Source organism: Streptomyces sp. NEAU-174, assembly GCF_052665095.1.
Genome location: NZ_JBQTCE010000017.1, coordinates 221,815 through 239,786 on the forward strand (window position 1 = coordinate 221,815; position 17,972 = coordinate 239,786).

At 72.7% G+C, this 17,972-nt stretch carries 13 protein-coding genes; 10 read left to right on the plus strand and 3 right to left on the minus strand.

The features are described from left to right. The first annotated feature begins 37 nt into the window (after window positions 1-37). From ACT2CW_RS39105 to ACT2CW_RS39130, 6 genes are all read left to right on the plus strand, one after another. Complete coding sequence (locus ACT2CW_RS39105; RefSeq protein ID WP_445520048.1) at window positions 38-931, plus strand: AAA family ATPase; 894 nt, start codon at window positions 38-40, stop codon at window positions 929-931. Between the two features lie 129 nt (window positions 932-1,060). Continuing rightward, a complete protein-coding gene (locus ACT2CW_RS39110) occupies window positions 1,061-5,458 on the plus strand; it encodes an SAV_2336 N-terminal domain-related protein (RefSeq protein ID WP_445520033.1) in 4,398 nt (1,465 codons plus the stop codon). A gap of 30 nt (window positions 5,459-5,488) precedes the next feature. Further along, a complete protein-coding gene (gene hemC, locus ACT2CW_RS39115; protein ID WP_445520034.1) occupies window positions 5,489-6,421 on the plus strand; it encodes a hydroxymethylbilane synthase in 933 nt (310 codons plus the stop codon). Between the two features lie 178 nt (window positions 6,422-6,599). Further along, window positions 6,600-8,867 carry a hypothetical protein gene (locus tag ACT2CW_RS39120; protein WP_445520035.1) on the plus strand — a complete coding sequence of 756 codons (2,268 nt, stop codon included), beginning with the start codon at window positions 6,600-6,602 and terminating at the stop codon, window positions 8,865-8,867. A 56-nt stretch (window positions 8,868-8,923) separates the two neighbouring features. Next, window positions 8,924-9,430: a RipA family octameric membrane protein gene (locus tag ACT2CW_RS39125; protein WP_445520036.1), complete on the plus strand. Its 507-nt coding sequence runs from the start codon at window positions 8,924-8,926 to the stop codon at window positions 9,428-9,430. A 72-nt stretch (window positions 9,431-9,502) separates the two neighbouring features. Then, the gene (locus ACT2CW_RS39130) at window positions 9,503-9,997 is read left to right on the plus strand and encodes a hypothetical protein (protein ID WP_182473604.1); all 495 of its coding nucleotides are present in this window, start codon (window positions 9,503-9,505) and stop codon (window positions 9,995-9,997) included. A 48-nt stretch (window positions 9,998-10,045) separates the two neighbouring features. On the opposite strand, the gene ACT2CW_RS39135 is transcribed toward ACT2CW_RS39130, so the two are convergent. The 3 genes from ACT2CW_RS39135 to ACT2CW_RS39145 are packed head-to-tail and all read right to left on the minus strand — an operon-like array spanning window position 10,046 to window position 13,405. Further along, window positions 10,046-11,074 (minus strand): hypothetical protein, encoded by a 1,029-nt coding sequence (locus tag ACT2CW_RS39135; protein WP_414083214.1) that lies wholly within the window; start codon window positions 11,072-11,074, stop codon window positions 10,046-10,048. Window positions 11,075-11,117: 43 nt separating this feature from the next. Continuing rightward, a complete protein-coding gene (locus tag ACT2CW_RS39140) occupies window positions 11,118-12,530 on the minus strand; it encodes a phytoene desaturase family protein (RefSeq protein ID WP_445520049.1) in 1,413 nt (470 codons plus the stop codon). 47 nt (window positions 12,531-12,577) lie between these two features. Beyond that, on the minus strand, window positions 12,578-13,405 hold the full coding sequence (locus ACT2CW_RS39145) for an inositol monophosphatase family protein (protein ID WP_445520037.1): 828 nt from the start codon (window positions 13,403-13,405) through the stop codon (window positions 12,578-12,580). A 298-nt stretch (window positions 13,406-13,703) separates the two neighbouring features. Between ACT2CW_RS39145 and ACT2CW_RS39150 the strand changes: the two genes are divergently transcribed. The 4 genes from ACT2CW_RS39150 to ACT2CW_RS39165 are packed head-to-tail and all read left to right on the plus strand — an operon-like array spanning window position 13,704 to window position 17,932. After that, the gene (locus ACT2CW_RS39150; protein ID WP_182473601.1) at window positions 13,704-14,585 is read left to right on the plus strand and encodes a transketolase; all 882 of its coding nucleotides are present in this window, start codon (window positions 13,704-13,706) and stop codon (window positions 14,583-14,585) included. Beyond that, window positions 14,582-15,553, plus strand: coding sequence for a transketolase family protein (locus tag ACT2CW_RS39155; RefSeq protein WP_432048634.1), 972 nt, complete (start codon window positions 14,582-14,584; stop codon window positions 15,551-15,553). The genes ACT2CW_RS39150 and ACT2CW_RS39155 overlap by 4 nt, the downstream gene beginning before the upstream one ends. Next, entirely contained in the window at window positions 15,540-17,147 is a 1,608-nt protein-coding gene (locus ACT2CW_RS39160) for an FGGY-family carbohydrate kinase (protein WP_445520038.1), read from the plus strand. Before ACT2CW_RS39155 ends, ACT2CW_RS39160 begins: the two co-directional genes overlap by 14 nt. Continuing rightward, window positions 17,144-17,932 (plus strand): SDR family oxidoreductase, encoded by a 789-nt coding sequence (locus ACT2CW_RS39165; RefSeq protein ID WP_182473598.1) that lies wholly within the window; start codon window positions 17,144-17,146, stop codon window positions 17,930-17,932. The genes ACT2CW_RS39160 and ACT2CW_RS39165 overlap by 4 nt, the downstream gene beginning before the upstream one ends. Window positions 17,933-17,972: the final 40 nt, after the last annotated feature.

Below are 17,972 nucleotides of genomic sequence, written 5' to 3' on the forward strand. Positions count from 1 at the left end.
GGGGTGGGGACTCCCCCCCTCTCCTGTGTTCCCCCTTCTGCCCACCCTTTCGGGGCGGGCAGTCCCCGACGGGGAGCGGGCGCCGTCCGGTCCGGCGCGCCCGGCGCCGTATCTGATCGAGCCCGAACACGCTGACGTGGTCAACGCGGCCCTCCATCTGCGGCGTCCGCTGCTCGTCACCGGCAGCCCGGGGACCGGCAAGTCCTCGCTCGCGCGGGCGATCGCGCATGAGATGGACCTGGGCGAGGTGCTGCGCTGGCCGGTCAACAGCCGGTCCACCGTGCAGGACGCGCTCTACCGCTACGACGCGATCGGGCGGCTGCGCGAGACGGCCCTGACCCGCGACCGTGGCGAGGCCGAGCCCGACATCGGCAGCTTCGTACGGCTCGGGCCGCTGGGCACCGCGCTGGTGCCGGGCGAACGTCCCCGGGTGCTGCTCGTCGACGAGCTGGACAAGGGCGATGTCGACCTGCCGAACGATCTGCTGACCGTCTTCGAGGAGGGCGAGTTCGAGATCCCCGAGCTGGCCCGGCTGCCGGAGGAGCAGTCGGTGGTGGAGGTGCTCACCGAGCGGGCGGGCGAGCGGGCCACGGTGCGACGGGGCCGCCTGGTGTGCGAGGAGTTCCCGGTCGTGGTGATCACCAGCAACGGCGAGCGCGACTTCCCGCCCGCCTTCCTCCGCCGCTGCGTCCGGCTGGAACTGCCCACCCCCGACGAGTCGCGGCTGCGGGCGATCGTCACCGCGCATCTGGGAGACGACGCGCTGGAGGACGTCGATCAGCTCCTGGACGCCTTTCTCCGCCGCCGTGCGGCCCGCGAGCTGGCGACCGACCAGCTGCTGAACGCCGTGTTCCTGCGGGCGGGCGGCATGGACGTGACGGCGGACGGGCTGCTGGAAGCGGTGCTGCACCGGCTGGGCGGGGCGGTGTGACGCATGGGCCGGGGGGACGCGGAGCCTGGCGGCGCCGAACGGGGTGACGGCGGGCAAGGTGGCGCGGGGCAGGGCCATACCGGGCAATCCGGCGCAGGGCGGCTGGGGCGGCTTGACGAGGCGGTCGCGGTGCTCGCCGCCAGTGGTCTCGAGCTGTCCGGGGAGGAGCTGCTCGACGCGCTCTGGCTGGCCGGGAGGCTGCCCGAGGAGGGCGCGGAGCGGGCGCCCCTGGCCCGCGCGGTGACGCGCGGCGGGGCGGCGCTGCCCGCCACGCGCCCCGAGCCCAATCCCCGTTCCGCGACCGCGACCACGGCCTCGCCGACCGCCTCCGCTCAGCGGACCGAGCAGCGGACCGCGCCTGCCGGTACCGCGCTGGCCAACGGCGGCGTGCCCGGCGCCCGTCCGTCCGCCCCCGCCGAGGGGCGGCCGGACGATCCGCCGGAGCAGCGGCCCGCCCGGGCCCCGCGCGGTGGCGATCAGCGGCTGCGCGGTCTGTACGGCGGCAGTCAGGCGCCCGGTGCGGAGGGGGCGGAGGGCGTGGAGGGCACATCCGCGGACGCGCGGCGCGCGCTGCCGCTGCGCGTGCCCGAGGACAAGGCGCTGCGCCAGGAGCTCTCCATCGGCCGCGCCCTGCGCCCGCTCAAACAGCACCGCCCCAATCCGCTCAAGCGGGAGTTCGACGAGGCCGCCACCGCCACGGCGCTCGCCGAGACCGGTCTGCCGGACGTGGTGACCCGCCCCGCCCGCGAACGCTGGCTCGATCTCGCGCTCGTCATCGACGACGGGATGTCGATGCTGCTGTGGCGGCGGCTCGCCGTCGAGCTGCGCACCGTACTCCAGCGCTCGGGCGCCTTCCGCGTCGTCCGGGTGCTGGGCCTGCACACGCGCGGCGGTGGCGCACCCGCGCTGCGCACCCGCCCGTACGCCCCGGAAGCGCCCCTGCTGCCCACGACGGCGCTGTCCGACCCCTCCGGGCACACCCTGGTGCTCGTGGTGAGCGACGGGGTGGGCGCGGCGTGGCGGGACGGGCGGATGGGCCAAGTGCTGGCGCGCTGGGCGGGGTTCGGCCCCACGGCGGTGGTGCACGCGCTGCCGCCCCGGCTGTGGGAGGGCTCCGGGATCCGGACGCGGCGCTGGCAGGTGCGTACCCGCAGACCGGGCTCGGCCAACGCGGACTGGACGGTCGCGGATCCGGTGCTGCCCGCCGCCCTGGCGCGTTTCGCGGGGGTGCCGGTTCCGGTGCTGGAGCCGGACGCCGGGCCGCTGGCCGACTGGGCCCGGCTGATCGCCTCCGCGAGCGGTACGGCGGTACTCCCGCTGCTGGTCCCGCCGCGCGACGGCCCGCACGACGGCCCGCGTACCGCCCCGTCAGCCGCCTCCGCCCCGTCCGTAGCCGTCCCCGCCCCGGCCGATGAGCTCGGCCGCGTCCAGCGCTTCCGGGACGCGGCGTCCCCGGAGGCGTACCGGCTGGCGGCCCATCTCGCCGCCGTGGCCCCACTGCCGGTGCCGGTGATGCGGATGGTGCAGAAGGCGGTGGACGGCCGGACCGATACCGGGCGGCTGGCCGAGGTGTTCCTGGGCGGACTGATGCGCCCCGTCGAACCGCCCGCCTCGGCGGGTCCGGATCCGCTGCCGCCCGAACACCGCCCCTTCACCTTCACCGACGCGGCCCAGCGGGCGCTGCTGGGCGCGGTGCCGCTGACCGAGCTGGTCGCGACCAGCCGGCTGATCGGCCGTCGCCTCGAGCAACTGGCGGGCCGCTCCCCCGACTTCCCGGCCTGGCTGGCCGACCCGGGCGGCACCGACCGGCTCCCGCCGGGCGCCCGGCCCTTCAGCACGGTGGAGCGACGGCTGGCGGCCCGGCTGGGGGCCACATCGCTGTCGTCGGCGTTCACGACCCGTACGGCGGCGGAGCAGTGGCGCCGTCTGGAGCCCAGAGATCCACGCACCATCGGTCCGTACCGGCTGACGATGGCCGGTCCACCGGGGGCGCGGCTCAACCCGTATCTGGGCCGGGACCCCTACGACGCGGAGGCCATCGTCCAGGTGGCGCGGCGTGTGCGCGGCCAGCGGGACGCCGACCTGCTGGCGGTGGAGGCGGAGGCGCTGCGCCGGATGGACGGCCGCTACGCCCGCCGTCTGCTGCGCGAGGGGCTGAACGACGACGTTCCGTGGGTCGCGGAGGAAGCCCTCATCGGGGAGCGGCTGGACTTCGTCCTGCGCGCCGACGCCGAGCGGTGGGGGGACCGGCTGGACGACGCCCTCCTCACCAGCCCAGAGCGCTGGGACGGACATACCGCCCTCACGCTCGCCCGCAAGGTCGCGGACGCGGTGCGGATCTCCGAGGGCGCGGGGATGGTGCACGGCGACCTCAGCGTCAGCACCGTGCATATCGCCGGTGAGGACATCCTCCTGACCGGCTGGTCGTCGGCCACCATCGACGGGGTGGCGTCCCCGGCGTCCGCCGGGGGCCGCCCGCCGGCCCCCGAGGATGTCGTCGGTGCGCTGGGCGACATCCTGCTGTGCCTCGGCGGCGGGGCACAGACGCGTCGGCCCGCCCCGGGGCTGTATTTCATCCCGCGCTGGAGCGGTGCCGTCTGGGAACCGCTCCGCGCCATGGTGATGGCATGCCGGGAGAACCCCCGCCGCCACACCCCACGCGGGATCTGGGAATTCCTCATGGACTTCCAGCCGGCCGCCGCGCCGCCGCATGCCCGCGCCGGGCAGCCCCGGCCGCGCCCCGGGGAACGCACCACCTGCGCGCTGTGCGGCGAGCCACTGGACCCGTTCGACCGCTTTTGCGGCGCGTGCGGCGCGAAGCTGTCCACGACACCGCCCCGCACGGAGCCGGAGAGCGGCCTGCCGTCGTTCGAGCGGTACCGGGCCTACCGCAGGCTGGGCGGCAGCCGGGGGCAGGACGTCTATCTGGCCCGTCGATCGGGCGCGTCGAACGATGTGGTGATACGCGTCGCCCCGGGCGCCCATCGGGAGCTGCGGATCGAGGCGGAAGCGTTGCGGCGGATGTCCGGGCACTACGCGCCCCGGCTCTTCGTCGACGCCTCCTCCGGCGACCCCCCGTGGCTCGTGATGGAATGCGCCCGGCTCCCCGACGGCTCACCGGCCCCACCGCTGTCCTCGCTCCTGGGCCGGAAACCCGACGGCTCACCCCGGTTGGCCCCCGTGCACGCCGCCACCATCGGTCTCCGCGTCGCCGAGGCGGTGAACATGTGCGCGCTCAAGGGCATCGCCCCCGGGATCCTCACGGCGGACACCGTGCTCGTCGCCGACGGAACGGTGAAGCTCATCGGCTGGACCGACGCGAGCCTCAACGACGGCCTCCCGGGAGCTCCCACCGCCGCGGACAGCGTCTACGCGATGGGTGAGATCCTCCGCGCCCTGAGCGACGCGCAGCCGACCGGTGACCTCATCCGCACCGGTGAGCTGTGGCGCAACCCCCATCTGCTCTCGATCATTTCCGCCTGTCTGGACGAGCGGCCGAGCAGGCGGCCGTCGGCGGGGCGGGTGGCGGACGTCTTCGTCCAGTGCCTGCCGACCACGCCGACCTCGATGTCGTACGAGGTCGAGACCTCGGCCCGCACCCAAGCGCCGGACGCCGGGCCCGCCCCCACGACGGCTCCCGAGCCGCCGCGGCCCCCTCGCTCCACCCGCTCCCGCCTGGCCGCGCTCGTGGGGCTCGGCGGGCGGTCGGCCAGGGCGGAGCAGCGGCAGCGCAAGCTGGACCTCATCCGTACGCCGCTGCCGTCCTGCCACCGCATCGCGGTGATCAGCCGCCCCGTGAGTGCCGGGCGCACCATCACGACCCTCGCCCTGGGCGCGGTCCTCGCGGGCGAGCGCCAGGACCAGGTCATCGCGGTGGACGCGATGCCCGGCGGTGACTCGCTCAGCCGCCGGGTCGACGGACGGCCCGAGGGGACCGTCCACGATCTGGCCCGCGCCGGTCTTCCCATCGACGACGCGGACTCCATCCGGCGCTTCACCTCGCGACTGCCCTCCGGGCTCGAGGTCCTCGTCGGAGACACCACCCCGATGAGTCTCGTGGGCCGGGCGGCCCCGATCGACGACATGGAGTACCGCAGCGTCATGACCCTTCTGGCGCCGCACTACCCGATCGTCCTCAGCGACTCGGACACCGGCGCGCTGCACGGCAGCATGCGCGGGATCGTCGATCTCGCCGACCAGTTGATCATCGTCACCACTCCATCGGTCGAGCACATGAGGAGCGCGCACAGCACCCTGGACCGGCTGGCCGAGGACGGTCACGCGGATCTGGTGCGACGCGCCATCACCGTGATCAACATGTCGCACGACGTGCCCTGGACCGATCACTACGAGGGCCTCGCGGCGGGGTTCCGGGAGCGCTGCCGCGGCGTGGCCGTGGTGCCGTACGACGGGCATCTGGCAACCCGGGGCGAAATCGACCTCCAACGGCTCGCGCCCAGGACCCTCGACGCCTACATCGACCTAGCCGCCCTGGTCGCGGAGGGGTTCCCCGGGGCCGGGACATAGCGCCCGCCGCGAGGGCCTATCCTCTACGCCATGTCCGCCGATTTGATCCGCATCGTCTCCCGTTCCTCCCCCATGGCCCTCGCCCAGGTCGAGCGGGTCCGTACCGAGCTGGCCGCGCTGCGGCCCGGGATCCGTACGGAGGTCGTACCGGTCACCACCTCCGGCGACCGGTGGATGGGCGATCTGTCGAAGCTGGGCGGGAAGGGCGCGTTCACCAAGGAGGTGGACGCCGCGCTGCTGGCGGGTGAGGCGGATCTCGCGGTGCACTGCATCAAGGACGTGCCCGCCGACCGTCCGCTGCCCGCGGGCACGGTCTTCGCCGCCTACCTCAAGCGGGACGACATCCGCGACGCCGTGATCCACCCCGGCGGGCTGACCCTCGACGAGATGCCCGCGGGCACCCGGATCGGCACCTCCTCGGTCCGCCGCGTCGCCCAGCTGGCCATCACCCACCCGCAGCTCGAGTGCGTGCCGATGCGCGGCAACGCCAACCGCCGGCTGGAGAAGCTGGACGCGGGCGAGTGCGACGCGCTGCTGCTGGCCGTCTCGGGTCTGGAGCGGATCGGCCGTACGGACCGGATCAGCGAGATCCTGCCGGTGGACGCCATGTGCCCGCCGATCGGGGCCGGAGTGCTGGGGCTCCAGTGCCGGGAGGACGACACCGAGACGATCGAGGCCGTGGCCGGGCTCGGCGACGCCGCGGTCTGGAAGGAAATCACCGCGGAGCGCATGCTGCTGCATGTCCTCCAGGGCCACTGCAACTCTCCCATCGCGGGCTACGCCAGGGCCGAGCGCGACGGCCGCCTCTCGCTGCGCGCCCGGGTCTTCAGCCCCGACGGCAAGACGGTCCTGGACGCCCACGAATGGGCGGGCCCCCTGGACCCGGCCACCCTGGGCACGTCGGTCGCGGTGGCCCTCCTCCGGCAGGGCGCCCGCGAGGTCATCGACACCATCCCGCACTGAGGCGCTGTCCCGCGCTGAGGCACTGTCCCTCACTGAGGCGGCCGCCCGGCGCGAGCTCGCGGTAGCCGGGGCACGACGGTGACAAGGCCGTTTGCCCGGACACTCTCAGTGGTGTCAAGCTCACCCCAGGTGTTTGTGCGGCGTCACGCCTGACGAACGGGGAGGGCCTGGCAGAGCTATGTCCGGAACGGAATCCCAAGACCGCTCGGCGCGGATGCGCGGTCTCGCCGCGCGGGCCGCCGCCTGGCCGGTGCGGGCGCTGGCCACGGCCCTTCTGATCGTGGTGCTCGTCCAGTTGCTGGGCGGCCATCTCTTCGCCGTCCCCAGAGCGGGCGTCTGGCCGCTGAGCATCCTGCCGGATCCCTATCTGCGCGGGGTCGTCGTGTGCTGGCTGCTGGCCGTCGGCGGCGCGCTGCTCTTCTTCTGCGGCGCCCGGCTCGGTGCGTACGGCCGAGGCCACCACACCGAACCGGCGGGCGGACCGGGCGATCCCTCCCCGGCGCGGCAGCGGCGCCGCCCGGTCCTCACCTGGGTGACGGTCGTGACGGGTGCGGTCCTCGCGGCCGGTGCCCTGGTCCCGGCCGCGGTGATCGCCCTCGGGGCGGCGATCGGCACCGACACGATGGCCGACCTGCCCCCGCGGGACCGAGTTCTGCTGTGCGCCTCAGGGCTCGTCGGCGGGCTGCCACCGGTTGAGTTCGCCAGGAGGGTGCACCGCCATGCGAGACGGCGTATCGCACCGGTCCTGAGCTCTCCCGACGACCTCGGGGAGCAGCCGTACGTCCTCTACCTCCGCCCCTTCAGCTTCGACCGGACCGGTTACGCCATGGCGCCCTCCTACGGAAGGGGCAGCGGACTGCCCGTCGGACGAACGCTGAACGTGGAATCCCTCCTGGCCTCCACGACGACGTTCGAGGAACTCACGGCCCAGAAGTTCTCCCGCTTCGGCAAGGTGATCGCGGTCGGCCGTCCGGGCGAGCAACTGCCCTTCGCCGGAGCCACCCGGTTCTATCTGCCGCTGGAGGGCTGGAAACCCGTCGTCAGCGATCTCATCCGGCGGGCTCGGCTCGTCCTCATCGTCGCCGGTACCAGTCCGGGCACACTGTGGGAGTTCACCGAGGCGGTCCGGCTGCTGCCGGCGTCACGCCTCCTGCTGCTCATCCAGGACGACCAGGAGGGGTACGACCGATTCCGCCGGGCCGTGCCCACCGCCTTCGCCGAACGCGCCGGGGAACTGGGCCGGATCGGCGCCGAGCCTCCTGAGGCCCCGGCTCTGCCGCCGTATCCGCCCTTGCACCGGCCGGACCGGGCGACGACGCTGCCCATCCTTCAGGGAATCGTCCACTTCGACGGCGCATGGAGCCCTGAGTTCGAGCGGCTCGACCCGACGCTGGTGCCCGCCCGGCGCCGCTGGTCCTGGGTGAGCTACCACCTCGACAGGTTTGTCGAACGCCTCGAACTGCGGCACCCCAAGACGGCCGCGGACTCCCGCCGAACGCCCCGGCGTCCCGCCGTCGGCTGGGTGGTCCACGGTGTCTTCGTGATCGTGGTGCTGATGACCGTGGGTCTCGCCGCTCTCGGTATCGCCATAGCCGTCGGCATCGAGATCAGGACCGAGCTGAGCACCATGGGGCGAATCGGAATGGCCCTGTGCTCATGGTGGGCCGCGCTGCTGGGCGGGGCGCTCTGGCGACCCCTGCGCCGCTGGGCGCGCGAGCACACCACGACGCTGCTGCGGTCACCGGCGGAGATCGGGCCCGCGCCCTACGTCCTGTTCCCGCGTCCTCGTCCCGAGGAGCCCGCGCTCTACCTGCACAGCCCCGTCCGGCAAGGCGTCAACGACTTCATCTCGCCCTGGCTGGAGTTCACCGTGGAGGAGGAGCTGGCCAAGACCTTCGCTCCCCTCGGCAGGCTGATCGCCACCGGCGAGCCGGGCGAGCAGGGCGGGCTGCCGGGAGCGGTACGCCTCTATCTGCCGCCGGAGGGGTGGCGGCGCGCGCTGTCGGAGGCCATCTCGCGGGCCCAGTTGGTGGTCCTCGTCGCCGGAACCGGTACCGAAGCGCTGTGGGCGCTGACGGAGGCCCGCCGGGTGCTCCCGCCCACCCGGCTTCTCGTCCTCGTGCGTGCGGATCCCGAGAGCTACGAGGCGTTCCGGCGTGCCGCCACCGAGGCGTTCGCCGAGCGGGCCGATGACATGAAGCGTTCCCACGGCGCGGCCTACCAGCCGCCGCGGTTCCCCCGGTACCCGTCCGGCGAGCGGGGCGCGGCATGGCGGCGCGGGGCGCCCGTGCGCGGGGTCATGCGCTTCACCGACGACGGGAATCCCGTCTTCCTGCCCTTCACCCCCTCGCCGGCGTCCAACCACAGCCCCCGTCTTGAGCTGCGCCAATGGATCCAGTCGCAACTCGGCCCGGTGCGCGAGGCACCGAAGGACCGGACTCCCTGAGCCCGCCGATCGCGAAACCCCTTACCGCCGCCCTCCTCGTTCGCCATGCTGATGCCATGGGCGACATCAAGGACACTTTGTGGAACACGGCCGTCGGCCCGTCCGACTCGGCCGCCACCGAGCGGTACCGGGAAGCGATACTCGAGCAGTACAAGCTGTGTGTGGAGATGGCGGACCGGGTGAGCGCCCGGCGCAATCTGACCAACACCTTCTTCCTGTCGCTCAACAGTGCCGTGGTGGCGGTGGTGGCGGCGGTCTCGGACGATGCCCTGGCCACGGCGTCGGCCTGGTTACTTCTCGCCGGTCTGCTGATCCTGCTCGCCCAGTGTGCGGCGTGGTTCGTGATGGTGCGTTCGTACCGCCAGCTCAACGCGGCCAAGTACGCCGTGATCGGCGCCCTCGAGGAGCGACTGCCGGCGTACGCCTACTCCCGGGCGGAGTGGGGAGCGCTCGGCGAGGGCCGCGACTGGCGCAAGTATCTGCCCCTGACGCACGTGGAGCAGTGGGTGCCGGTCATCTTCTGCTTCTCCTACCTCCTGGGCTTCGTCGCCACCGCCGGATGACCGCGACCGCCCGCCGTCGCCGCTGATCAGGTGCTGTAGAGTCCGGGGACCGTCAAGGCCCGGGAGGTGGCGATGGCGACCCTCGCCGTGACCGGTCATATGGACCTCACCTCCCCGACGAGAGAGTTGGTGCGCGACGCGCTGCGCGACCTGCTGGCGCGGCGGGACGACGCCGAGGGCGCGCTGGTGGGTGTGTCATGTATCGCTCCCGGAGCCGACACCCTGTTCGCCGAGGCCGTCCTGGAGGCGGGTGGCGCGCTCGTCGTCGTGGTGCCGTCGCTGGATTACCGGAGGTCCCATGTCACGCCCGACCACGCACCGGTCTTCGACCGTCTGATGGCCGCCGCGTCGGAGGTGGTGCCCTTGCCGTTCGGGAAGGCCGGCCGGGAGGCGTACGAGGCGGCGAACGCGGAACTCCTCAGGCGCGCGGACACCCTGATCGCCGTGTGGGACGGCACACCGCCGTCCGGCAAGGGCGGTGGTACGGCGGACTCGGTGCGGGCGGCTCGGTCCATGGGCATTCCGGTTCGCACGGTGTGGCCGCGGGGCTCGGCGAGGAATGGCTGACCGCGTTCGGCCTTGGTCAGGCTCAGTCTTGGTCAGGCTCAGCCTTGGTCACGCCGCGTTCGGCGGCGATCCGGGGACGGGCGCGGTGCCGGGCTCCTTCAGATAACGCAGCAGCGGCTCCAGCGAACGGTTGACCTCCTTGGCCAACGCCGCGCGGCTGCGGCGTCGCGGGGCGGTGGGGTCGAAACGTATGAAGCGGGGTTCCCAGCCGGGACCGAAGCAGATCATCCCCTTGAGGACATAGTCCGAGGTGAGTCGTTCGGGGCGGGTGAGGGGCGGATAGGCGGGGAAGACCGGAGGCGTCCATCCCGGCCCCTTCTCTTGGCGAAGACGCGGCAGCCGGGCGGCGAACTCCGCGGCCGCGGCCCGTCTGAACTGTTCGTAGACGGCCTCGTCGTGGTGGACGATGAGCACGAGCCGGGCGGGTGGGATGGCGCGTACGGCCTCCACCAGTTCCCAGATCGTCCCCGGACCCGGCCCCGCGCCCAGTACGACCAGCCGTGCCTGTGCGATCAGCCGAGCGACCGTGTCCTGCCAGTCGTCCAGCGGCAGATAGGCGCGCAGAGCGCCCGGCAGGGGAAGCCTCTCCCCCGGCCTCCCGATGGCGACCATGACGCCGAACGGGCGGAACAACCGGCGGAGCGTCTCCTCCTGGGTGCGTCCCGACAGCCGGAACACTGATCCGATGGAGGAGTTGGGGTCGGGCGACGGCATCCTGGCCCTGACCGGATCGTCGGCGAAGGGCCGGAGGTAGAGCACGAAGGGCTTGCGGCCGATCTCGTCGAGCGTGCGGATGATGTGTGCGACGTGCTGCCGTCCCCTGGCCGCGAGAAAGCGCCCCGCCAGGAAGAGAAGCGATCCGACGACGAAGAGCCCCGCGGCCATGAGCACCCTTCCCCAGTAGGGGGTGCCCCACGGGTCCTGGGCGGTGCCCGCCGTCCGGCCTCTCTGGATGCCGATGAGCCCCGCGAGCGTACCGACGATCCGCAGGGTCCAGCCGACGACCACCAGTGTCCGTCCCCACAGCCGGTGTTGTTGCCCCTGCGGCACCACCAGCTCGGCGCCCGGCTCCGTCACTGCTCGTCCTCTCCCCCCGCCCAGCTCGTCCTCCCCCGCCCGCCTACCGCGCCCGCAGCCTCCGCCACACCGCACGCGCCGCGTGGTGGCCCGACATGCCGTGGACGCCGGGGCCCGGTGGGGTGGCGGAGGAGCAGAGGTAGACCGCAGGGTGGGCGGTGGCGTAGGGGACGCGGGCGAGCTTGGGGCGTATGACGGCCTGGATGCCCGCGAAGGCGCCGCAGGCGATGTCGCCGTCGATGTAGTTGGCGTTGCGGGCGGCGAGTTCGGGTGGGCCGGCCACCGCGCGGGCCAGGACCAGATCGCGGAAACCGGGGGCGAAGCGCTCGATCTGACGCTCGATCACCTCCGTGGCGTCGCCCTTCCAGCCGCTGGGCACATGGCCGTACGCCCAGAACGTGTGCTTGCCCTCCGGGGCGCGGGAGGGGTCCAGGAGGCTGGGCTGGGCGGTGATCAGGAACGGGACGGAGGGGTCGCGGCCCTCGACGGCGGCCCGCAGCGCCGCGCCGATCTCGCCCGAGGTGGGGCCGATGTGGACGGTGCCGGCGCGGTGGGCGTCGGGCGCGGTCCAGGGGACCGGGCCGGACAGCGCGTAGTCGATTTTGAAGGCACTGGCCCCGTAGCGGTAGCGGCGGTAGGCGTTGCCGAGACCGGCGATACGGGCCAGGGCGCGCGGCGAGGTGTCGAAGATGTAGGCGCGGGCGGGCGGCAGTTCGTCGAGCCGCTTGACCTCGGTGGAGACGTGGATCGCCCCGCCGTGTGCGCGCAGGTACGCGCCCAGCGCGTCCACGATCGACTGGGAGCCGCCGCGCGGGATCGGCCAGCCGACCTCATGGGCCGCGACGGCGAAGATCAGGGCGGGGCCACCGGTGACCGGTGCGCTGGTGGGCGCGATGGCGTGCCCGGCCAGCCCGGCGAACAGGGCGCGTGCCTTCTCGTCGCGGAAGCGGAGCGGACCGGCGAGCAGCGCGACCGGCAGGAGCGCGTGCAGCCCGAAGCGGGCCCAGGTGATCGGGTCGCGGGGCACCCCGTCCCAGTGGGCGCGCAGCAGATCGGGGGCGAGGGTGGCCCAGCGGCCGAGGTAGGGGGCCAGCAGCCGGCGGTAGGGGCCGGCGTCGCGCGGGCCGAGCGACATGGCGGTCTCGCCGACCGAGCGGGCCAGCACCGCGGCCGTGCCGTCCGGGAAGGGGTGGGCCAGCGGCAGCTCGGGGTGGAGCCACTCCAGGCCGTACCGGGCCAGCGGCATCCGTTCGAAGGCCGGGGAGCCGATGGCGAGTGGGTGCACGGCGGAGCAGGGGTCGTGCCGGAAGCCGGGGAGGGTGAGCTCTTCGGTTCGTGAGCCCCCGCCGATGGTGTCCGCGGCCTCGAAGACCTCCACCGCGCAGCCGCGGCGGGCGAGTTCGACGGCCGCGGTCAGCCCGTTCGGTCCGGCACCCACTACGACCGCGTCGAGCATGGACGGCACGTCGGCTCCCCCTCGTCCTCGAGGTATCGGTGGAACGATCAGCCGGCGTCGGCCAGCAGGCCCAGGATATGCCGAACGGCCGCCTCGTCCCTGGCCGCCGTGAAAGGAAGTGCGTTGCCCCCACTGATCCGGAACGGCTTGCCGTCGAGCGTGCTGTGTGCCCCGCCCGCCTCGTCGACCAGCAGCAGACCGGCGGCGTGGTCCCAGGCGTTCTCCCAGGTGAAGGCGACGGCGTCGAGCAGCCCCCGGGCCACGTTCAGATACTCGAGACCGGCCGAGCCGCAGGGTCGCACCTCGGCCTCCGGCGCCCGCAGGCCCGACAGGGTGCGCTTCTCCGCGTCGGTGGTGAAGTCGAAGTGGGAGATGGCGATGTGAAGGGCCGAGCCGGGCTCCGGGGAGCCGCTGTGGATCGGCTCGCCGTTCAGCAGCGCGCCCCCGCCACGGCGGGCGATGGCCATCTGGTCGAGCACCGGGGCGTACGTCCAGGACGCGAGGAGCTCTTCCCGGTGGGCGAGGGTGACCAGCGTCGAGAAGCCGGGGTCGCCGTGGACGAACTGCCGGGTGCCGTCGACCGGGTCGACGATCCATACGGGCGCGTCCCCGCCGAGGGCGGTGAGCACGGCCGGATCGGCGTGCACCGCCTCCTCGCCCACCACCACGGAGCCGGGCAGCAGCTTGGTGAGGGCTTCGGTCAGACGCTCCTCGGCCAGCCGGTCGGCGGTGGTGACCAGGTCGTGCGGGCCCTGCTTCTCGACGATCTCATGGGCGGCGAGCTGCCGGAAGCGCGGCATGACCTCTTCGGCGACCGCCGCGCGGACCGCCTTCTCCACCGCGCCGAGATCACCGGCGAGAAATTCATCGATCATGCGTTCATCGAATCATGGCTCGGCGACCACCGGTGGCATGGCGGCTGCCGGGCGGTGTCTTCGAGGTGAAGGCATCGGAGCGCGGCGGAACGCGCGAGTCCTGATCTGCCTGACCCCGGTTCATCCCATTGACACATGACTGAAACCCGCCTTACGTTGCGGGCACCACAATTCACTAGTGAATAAATATTCACTCCTCTTCCTCGACTCGTCCTCCCCGCCACCCCCTTGAGTAGTCCCGACGGCGCGGCACCAGACCTGCCGGACCTCACCGAAGTCAGCGACCAAGGACTTTCAGATGCTCAGCACAGACCCCGAAGGCGCCGAGCGGTTCCGGGCGCGACGCCGCCGTATCACCGACGAAGGCAGCCCCACCGACACCCACGACCTACAACTTCTGGCCACGGAAGTGCGGCGCAGCGTGGTGCGCATGATCGACGAGGCCCAACTCGGCCACATAGGCGGCGACCTGTCGGTGACCGACATCCTCGCCACCCTCTTCGGACGGATCCTCGACGTGGACCCCGGTGAGCCCCGCAGACCGGACCGGGACCGATTCATCCTCAGCAAGGGCCACTGCTCGGCGGCCCTGTATGCCACGCTCGCCCACTGCGGCTACTTCCCGCCGTCCGAGTTGTCCACGTTCATGGCCCCGCTGTCCCCGCTCAACGGCCATCCGAACCGGACCAAGGTGCCGGGTGTGGAGACGAACACCGGGCCACTGGGGCACGGATTCCCCGTAGCGGTCGGCTGCGCCCTGGCCGCCAAGCTCTCGGGCCGGTCCTACCGCACCTATGTCGTCCTCGGCGACGGCGAGTTGCAGGAGGGCAGCAACTGGGAGGCGGCGATGACCGCCGCCCACTACGACCTCGGCTCCCTCACCGCGATCGTCGACCGCAACCGCCTCCAGCAGGGCGCCCGTACCGAGGACACCAAGCGTCTGGAGCCGCTGGCGGACAAGTGGACCAGTTTCGGGTGGGAGCTGCGCGAGGCCGACGGACACGACCACGCCCAGCTGCTGTCCGCTCTGCGGCCCTCCACCACGGGCCGGCCGGTCGCCGTGGTGGCCCACACCGTCAAGGGCAAGGGCGTGTCGTTCATCGAGGACCGCGTGGAGTGGCACCACAAGGTGCCCGACGCCCGCCAGGTCCACGCCGCACTGGAAGAGCTGAGCCGATGACCGCCGATCTGATACCCGACAACGCCACCCGGACATACGACTGCCGGCAGGCCTTCGCCGAGGAGCTCATCACCCTGGCCGCCGAGGACCCGCGGATCGTCGCCGTCTGCAATGACTCGGTGGGATCGAGCAACCTCGTCCGCTTCCGGGAGCTGTACCCCGACCGGCTGATCAATGTGGGCATAGCCGAGCAGGACCTCGTCGGAGTGGGCGCGGGGCTGGCGAACGGCGGGCTGATTCCCTTCGTGAGCGCGGCGGGCCCGTTCCTCACCGGCCGGGCCACCGAGCAGATCAAGACAGATGCCGCGTACAACGGTCTGCCCGTCGTGCTGTGCGGCCAGAGCCCCGGCCTGGCGTACGGCGAGCTGGGGCCGACCCACCACTCGATCGAGGATCTGTCGTGGATGCGGGCCATCGCCGATCTGGCCGTCGCGGTCCCGGCCGACCCGGCTCAGACCCGCGCCGCCGTACGCTGGGCGGCCGCCCATGAGGGTCCGGTCTATCTGCGCATCCCACGCTTCAAGATCCCCTCCGTCACTCCGGAGGGCGCACCCTTCGAGCCCGGGCGGGCCATCCAGCTCACCGAAGGCGATGACATCACGGTGCTGGCCATCGGCACCCTGGTCTCCCGTGCGCTGGCCGCGGCCCGGACGCTGCGCGCCGAGGGCATCGGCGTACGCGTGCTGAACATGACCTTCGTCGAACCGATGGACGAGGAAGCGGTGCTGCGCGCGGCCCGCGAGACCACGGGTCTCATCACGGCCGAGGAGGCCACCACCACGGGCGGGCTGGGCGCGGCGGTGGCCGGCCTGGTGGCCCAGAACCATCCGGTCCCCATGCGCATCCTGGGGGTGCCCCGGCAGTTCGCGCCCACCGGCAGCACCTCTTTCCTGCTGGAACACTTCGGTCTGACCGCGGACGGTATCGCCGCCGCCGCCCGGGAGCTGCTGTCCCATGAACACGGCTGAACCGCTCGTCCTGGCCGTGGACCAGGGCACCAGCGCGACCAAGGCGATCCTCGTAGACCGGCGCGGGGACATCGTCGCCGGTGCGTCCGCCCCGGTGGCCCTTGCCACCCCGGCCCCCGGATGGGTCGAACAGTCGGCGGAGGAGATCTGGGACAGCTGCCGACGAGTCGTCGCCGCATGCCTCGACGGGCAGGACCCCTCACGCGTGGCCACCATCGGCCTGAGCACACAGCGCGAGTCGCTGCTGCTGTGGGACCGGGCGACCGGGGCGCCGCTGAGCCCGCTGCTCGGCTGGCTGGACAAGCGCACGGCGGGCGATCCCGCGCTCCTGCGCGCCGAGCCCGATGCGGAGCTGATCCGCAAGGTCAGCGGTCTGCCGCTGGACCCGATGTTCTCGGCGCCCAAGGCCGCCTGGCTGCTGGACCGGCACGACCCCGATCGGCGCCGCAGCCGCGCGGGCGAACTGTGCCTGGGCACGGTCGACTCGTGGCTGCTGTTCAAGCTCAGCGGGGCGCATCTCATCGAGGTCGGCAACGCCACCCGCACCCAACTGCTCGATGTCCGCCGCTGCGTATGGGACGAGCGGCTCACCCGGATCTTCGACGTACCGCATGAGGTGCTGCCACACGTCGTACCGTCACAGGGCCCGTTCCCCGGGACGCGCGGGCTGGCGCCCCTGCCGGACGGGGTGCCCGTGACGGCCGTGCTCGGTGACTCCCACGCGGCGCTGTTCGCCCATGCGGGCTGGCAGCGGGGGACGGTCAAGGCGACGTACGGAACCGGTTCGTCGGTGATGGCCGTGATACCCGCCGCGACCAGGGTGTCCTCCGGGCTGTGCCTGACCGTCGCCTGGCAGACCGGCGGCTGCCCGACCTGGGCGGTTGAAGGCAACATCCGCTCCACCGGGGCCACCGTCAACTGGCTGGCGGGTCTGCTCGGGCGTCCCCCGTCGGAACTGGCGGAGCTGGCCGCCGACAGCAGCGAGGGCGTGACCATTGTCCCGGCGTTCGGAGGTCTGGGCGCTCCGTGGTGGGACGAGAACGCGGTCGGCCTGATCAGCGGGATCACCCTCGGCACCGAGGCCGGGCAGATCGCACGGGCCGCGCTGGAGTCGATCGCGTTCCAGGTCGAGGACGTGGTGGCGGCGGTCGAACGGGAGACCGGCCCGGTGGCCCGGCTGCTCGCGGACGGTGGAGCGAGCTCCAACCCGGTGCTGATGCAGTTGCAGGCCGACACCAGCGGACGCGTCGTGGAGCGGGCCCTGGCCCGCGATCTGTCGGCCCTGGGCGCCGCCCACCTCGCGGGGCTGACCCGGGGGATATGGGACCAGACCGCCCTGGACCAGCTGAACCGGCCCTGCGCGATCTCCACGCCGGTCGACGACGAGGCCACCCGCACCCGAAGGCTCGCGTCCTGGCATACGGCGGTGCGGCGCGCCCGCCTCCAAGCATCCACCGAGCAGGACCGCCCCGCACCGGCCGCCCCCGTGGTGTCCCCGCCCACCGGCGCCGGGACGACCACGACCGCCGAACCGGCACCGTCCGCCGCCCCTTGTCGGACACCCGAACCCTCGGCCACCGGAGGAACACCATGACGGGGAGATACGCGGGACAGGCCGTTGTCGTCACAGGAGCCGCGCGCGGGATCGGCCTGGGAATCGCCTCCCGGTTCGCCGGGGAGGGCGCCGACGTCCTGATGGTCGACGCGGACGGTTCCGTGGTGGACACGGCGAGGGACCTGGCCGCCGAAAGCGGCACCGGGGCCCTCGGCCTCCGGGCCGATGTGACCTCGCCCGAGGACGTGGCCCGTGCGTTCGCCCTCGCCGAGGACGCCTGGGGCCGGCTCGACGTCCTGGTCAACAACGCGGGCGTCATCACCATCAGCCGGCTCGAAGACCTCACCCACGACGACTGGCAGAAGGTCCTGTCGGTCAACACCACCGGCACCTTTCTGTGCGCCCAGGCCGCGGCGGCGGCGATGCGTCGGCACGGCCGCGGCGGGCGCATCCTCAACGCCGCCTCGGGACAGGCACGCCAGGGGTTCATCTATACGCCGCACTACGCGGCCAGCAAGTTCGGGGTCGTCGGCCTCACCCAGAGCCTGGCCAAGGAGCTCGCCAAGGACCGGATCACGGTGAACGCCTACGCCCCCGGCATCGTCGGCAGCGACATGTGGGACTACAACGACCGCGTCTGGGGCGGGCTCCTCGGCGACTACCAGCCCGGGGAGCTGATGGCCGAGTGGATCGCGGGAATCCCGCTCGGGCGCGCCGGAACCCATGACGACATCGCCCATCTGCTGCTCTTCCTCGCCTCACCGGAGGCGGAGTACATCACCGGCCAGACGATCAACGTCGACGGCGGGATGTTCATGAACTAGCGCCGACCGGCGTCGGCAACCGAAAGCCACTCGGAGGATT

Coding starts and splice junctions, on each gene's coding strand:
- ACT2CW_RS39120 (WP_445520035.1), top strand. CDS start 6,600: ATGTCCGGAACGGAATCCCAAGACCGCTCGGCGCGGATGCGCGGTCTC.
- ACT2CW_RS39155 (WP_432048634.1), top strand. CDS start 14,582: ATGACCGCCGATCTGATACCCGACAACGCCACCCGGACATACGACTGC.
- ACT2CW_RS39160 (WP_445520038.1), top strand. CDS start 15,540: ATGAACACGGCTGAACCGCTCGTCCTGGCCGTGGACCAGGGCACCAGC.
- ACT2CW_RS39150 (WP_182473601.1), top strand. CDS start 13,704: ATGCTCAGCACAGACCCCGAAGGCGCCGAGCGGTTCCGGGCGCGACGC.
- ACT2CW_RS39125 (WP_445520036.1), top strand. CDS start 8,924: ATGGGCGACATCAAGGACACTTTGTGGAACACGGCCGTCGGCCCGTCC.
- hemC (WP_445520034.1), top strand. CDS start 5,489: ATGTCCGCCGATTTGATCCGCATCGTCTCCCGTTCCTCCCCCATGGCC.
- ACT2CW_RS39130 (WP_182473604.1), top strand. CDS start 9,503: ATGGCGACCCTCGCCGTGACCGGTCATATGGACCTCACCTCCCCGACG.
- ACT2CW_RS39140 (WP_445520049.1), bottom strand. CDS start 12,530: ATGCTCGACGCGGTCGTAGTGGGTGCCGGACCGAACGGGCTGACCGCG.
- ACT2CW_RS39165 (WP_182473598.1), top strand. CDS start 17,144: ATGACGGGGAGATACGCGGGACAGGCCGTTGTCGTCACAGGAGCCGCG.
- ACT2CW_RS39145 (WP_445520037.1), bottom strand. CDS start 13,405: ATGATCGATGAATTTCTCGCCGGTGATCTCGGCGCGGTGGAGAAGGCG.